This window comes from Pseudoalteromonas sp. SR45-5, assembly GCF_014163565.1.
In the GTDB taxonomy this organism is placed as follows: domain Bacteria; phylum Pseudomonadota; class Gammaproteobacteria; order Enterobacterales; family Alteromonadaceae; genus Pseudoalteromonas; species Pseudoalteromonas distincta.
In genome coordinates this window covers 1-4,017 of sequence record NZ_JACJDN010000370.1, presented here as the reverse complement: position 1 = coordinate 4,017, position 4,017 = coordinate 1, and the positions used below count along the sequence as shown (strand labels likewise).

The 4,017-nt window shown below is 39.0% G+C and carries 3 protein-coding genes and 1 pseudogene; 2 read left to right on the top strand and 2 right to left on the bottom strand.

The genetic code is table 11. The annotated features are described in order from the left end of the window. A pseudogene (locus H5072_RS13465) lies at positions 1 to 208 on the bottom strand (isochorismatase); the annotation flags it as partial. Between the two features lie 19 nt (positions 209 to 227). Further along, positions 228 to 1,265: a response regulator gene (locus H5072_RS13460; protein WP_259395952.1), complete on the bottom strand. Its 1,038-nt coding sequence runs from the start codon at positions 1,263 to 1,265 to the stop codon at positions 228 to 230. Positions 1,266 to 1,523: 258 nt separating this feature from the next. Here H5072_RS13460 and H5072_RS13455 point away from each other — a divergent pair, with 258 nt between their 5' ends. Together H5072_RS13455 and H5072_RS13450 are read left to right on the top strand one after the other, a co-directional pair. Beyond that, positions 1,524 to 1,787, top strand: a complete 264-nt coding sequence (locus tag H5072_RS13455) for a GrxA family glutaredoxin (RefSeq protein ID WP_024595981.1) — start codon at positions 1,524 to 1,526, stop codon at positions 1,785 to 1,787. Positions 1,788 to 1,947: 160 nt separating this feature from the next. Next, complete coding sequence (locus H5072_RS13450; RefSeq protein WP_024606656.1) at positions 1,948 to 3,792, top strand: DEAD/DEAH box helicase; 1,845 nt, start codon at positions 1,948 to 1,950, stop codon at positions 3,790 to 3,792. The last annotated feature ends 225 nt before the right edge of the window (positions 3,793 to 4,017 follow it).

Below are 4,017 nucleotides of genomic sequence, written 5' to 3'. Positions count from 1 at the left end.
CACTGTAGTTTTGTGTAAAATGAATGGGTGTATTAACAACTAGCGCAAAATGCTCTGCACAGGCGGTCAATAAAGAGAGTGTATTTTCTACCACGCCAGTAATTCTTGACGACTCTTCAACCACGTCATACAAAATACCTTTTGGTGAAAAGTAATCATTTTGAAAACCAATCAAAATAAGCGCTGTTTTAGAAAAGTCATGCATCATTGCCACCTTATTAACCAATTTAAGACGCTAATTGCCAAGGTTTAATAAACTTTTCGAGCACTGCTTTGGTCACTGGTTTTTGTAAATAGTGCGTAATACCTTTTTCAAATAACTCAGCTATCTGCTCATCCCCTGTTAGCCCCGTTAAAATAACTTTAGGTGTATCATTATTAGGGGTATTTTGACGCACCAATTGCTGTGCTACGTCACTGCCAAACATTCCTGGCATGCGCTCATCTAAGAGCAGTAAATCAAATGGTTCATTTTGAGCAAGCGTTAAAGCACTAGCGCCATTTTCTGCACATGTTACTAAGCAGCCCAGCATTTCGAGCATCACTTTTGTTGCAATTTGGCTTGGTAAGCTATCATCCGCCACTAATACAGATAAACGTGTTTGCGTATGAAATGTTGTTAAAATGGTAATGAGGTCAGTATCAAAAAATGGCCAACCTAATATTTTTTTAGATAGTTTATTCTCTTGGCTCAGCTCACTAATGTCGCTAATAGTGCATAACTTTATGTGTCTATTTATGCTGTCACCATTTAGTTTATCAGTTAGCGCATCACCACTAAGGTGACGTAAATCCTCAATCTGTACCGTTTCCTTAAAAGTGCTATTGAATAATTTAAAATTTAAGCCAAAGCGCTCATGGGTATTATCCGATGTTATTAAACAACTTTTAAATAACGCCTCACAATCAGTTAGAACGTCTATATTTTGGCTAATATCAAGTGCCAAACTAACAGACTCTTTTGTTGCTAAAAGCCCATGAAAATCCAGCGTGCTTACTTGCTCAGAATCATCAATCTGGTAATGAAGGCTAACCCCTTGTATATTTGCTTCTAGGTTAAGTAAAAAGCTCTGCTTTACAGATGCTAGCGCTGGAATCAGAAATTCCTCGCATTGCGCAATCATTTGCTCAAGAGGGATTTGCAAACAAACGTAGTTACATTGCAACTTGTTAATTAAAGTAACTGAAAAATTTCGATCTTGGGTTTTACAATATTTACCGATTACCCCTTGGATAATTTCTAAAACGTGACTATTAATATTCATAAAGTATTCTCGTTAACCCAATGTATACCTCTTAATCATCAAGTTATGTGCCACAAATTAGTTCTTGTAAACACACTTGCATTCATATACTTAAGTATTAGACAGACAGCGCTTTAGTTTCTCATTCGCATTTTGCAAATCATATTGATATGCAATATATGATTTATAGTTTTTATTAGAATGGTGTAATCGATTTTTTTTGCTTTAAATAATTTTTCAATCATTTAAACTGATTTAAATCAAATTGAGGAGAAAGCTATGTTAACTGTAATTTTTGGCCGTGAAGGTTGTCCATATTGTGTTCGTGCAAAAGATGTTGCGGAGCAACTATCAAATGAACGTGATGACTTTAAATTTCGCTACATCGATATAATTAAAGAAGGCATTAGTAAAGCCGACCTTGAAAAGTCAGCTGGTAAACCTTGCCCTACCGTTCCACAAATTTTTGTGGATCAAAATCACATCGGTGGATTTACAGAATTTGAAGCTTACGCAAAAGAAAACCTAGGCTTGTACAAATAAGCGTTGTATTAAATATGTTAACCAGTTTAATAAACCCCAAATCAAACTGGTTAAATTTCGACCAACATCAAACACATAGAAATTAGTTTCAATTTATACAAGCATTTGCCTCGCGAATCCTATATAATGCGCGCCTCTTTAAATTCGTTGAGGCGTATTAATGTCAGAACCAGTCACGTTTGAATCTCTAAATCTTTCTCCTGCAATTTTGAAGGCAGTTGAAGAGTTGGGTTACAAGACACCATCTGAAATCCAAGCTCAATGTATACCGTTATTGCTAGAAAGAAAGGACGTACTGGGACTAGCTCAAACGGGTACAGGTAAAACCGCAGCATTTGCACTGCCATTACTAAATAATATTGACCCGTCTGTGAAACAGCCACAGATCCTTGTACTCACACCAACACGTGAGCTTGCGATCCAAGTTGCTGAGGCATTCGAACAATATGCTAAACATGTTCGTGGTATTGAAGTATTGGCACTCTATGGTGGCCAAAGCTACAGTATCCAATTAAGCGCACTTCGTCGTGGCGCTCAGGTTATTGTTGCAACTCCAGGTCGTTTAATCGATCACATTAACCGTGGCACTATCAAGTTTGATGCTCTACAAGCACTTGTACTTGATGAAGCCGATGAAATGTTACGTATGGGCTTTATCGATGATGTAGAAAGCATCATGGAAAAAACACCGCGCGAAAAGCAAACATGTCTTTTCTCTGCGACTATGCCTAAGCAAATTCAAAACATCAGCAGCAAGTATATGAATAACCCTGAACAGGTTCATATTTCTGCGCGTAACTCTACAGTATCATCTGTTGAGCAAGTGTTTTGGAATGCAAGCGTACATAAAAATAAAGCAATTGTTCGCTTCTTAGAAGCTGAGCAATATGAAGGTGCTATTGTTTTCGTACGTACGCGTAACGATACAGTACAACTTGCTGAGTTATTAGAGCGCGAAGGTTTCTCTGCTGCTCCACTTAACGGTGACATGAACCAGCAAGCACGTGAACGCACTGTAGATCGCTTAAAAAGTGGCATGCTAAACATTGTTATTGCAACAGATGTAGCGGCACGTGGTCTTGATGTTGACCGTTTAAGCTTAGTTATCAACTACGATATCCCACAAGATTCTGAAGCCTACGTTCACCGTATCGGCCGTACAGGTCGTGCTGGTCGTACTGGTAAAGCAATCTTATTCGTAAAACATAACGAACGTTATTTACTTAAAAATATCATTCGTCATACGAAGTCTGAAATTGCTCAAGTTGAATTACCTACAGCAAAAATTGTTGAAGAAAAACGTATCGAAGCGTTACAAGCAAAATTAACTATTGCGCTTGAAAACAAAGACATCACGTTCTTCAATGAAGTAGCTACTAACATGGCTGAAAAACTTGATCTTCCTCTTGAAAGCTTAGCGGGTGCGTTACTGTGTTTAGCACAGCAACAATCGCCAATTAAAGTTGAAGAAGTTAAGATTCAACCTCGTGAACGTAACGAGCGTAACGACCGCAATTCACGCAACGATCGTGGTGACCGTGGACGTCGTAACGAACGTGGCGGCGAACGTGGTGGTGAACGCGCTGAGCGTAAACCTCGCGAACGTAACAGCCGTGATGCAGGTCCTATGGATACGTACCGTATCGAAGTAGGTCGTGAACATGGTGTTCAGGTTAAAAATATTGTTGGCGCTATCGCTAACGAAGCTGACATCTCAAGCAAGTTTATTGGTGATATTCGTCTACACGACAATCACAGCACGGTTCAATTACCGCAAAACATGCCTAAAGATGTACTTGATCACTTCCAAAAAGTGTTTATTTGTAAACGCCCTATGGGCTTAACAATTACAACTGATCAAGGTCCTGCTGAACCACGTGGCGAACGCTCTGAGCGTCCAGCTGGTGATAAGAAACGCAGCTTTAATAAAGATGACGGCGCACGCGGTGATAAGCGCAGCGGTCCTCGTAAAGAACGTCGCCCTGTAAGCTTCACAGCTAAATAAGCAACGACTCTTTAATAAAAAAACCTTGCCACGAAAGTGACAAGGTTTTTTTTGTTTTTAAGCTGCTGCTACAGTGAAAACAAAGTAAACTTTCGCGTCAATTCAATAGCGGCTTGAGATAGTTTTTTTAGCCTGAGTTCGGGTTGCTTAATGCCTATAAATACATTTCTCTGATTTTTAAAATAACAAAAATTCTGTAAACTAGACAAAGGCTATAGTTCACGG

Bases quoted from the DNA above. Each gene is read 5' to 3' on its own strand.
- H5072_RS13460 (WP_259395952.1), bottom strand. From the start codon at position 1,265: ATGAATATTAATAGTCACGTTTTAGAAATTATCCAAGGGGTAATCGGT.
- H5072_RS13455 (WP_024595981.1), top strand. From the start codon at position 1,524: ATGTTAACTGTAATTTTTGGCCGTGAAGGTTGTCCATATTGTGTTCGT.
- H5072_RS13450 (WP_024606656.1), top strand. From the start codon at position 1,948: ATGTCAGAACCAGTCACGTTTGAATCTCTAAATCTTTCTCCTGCAATT.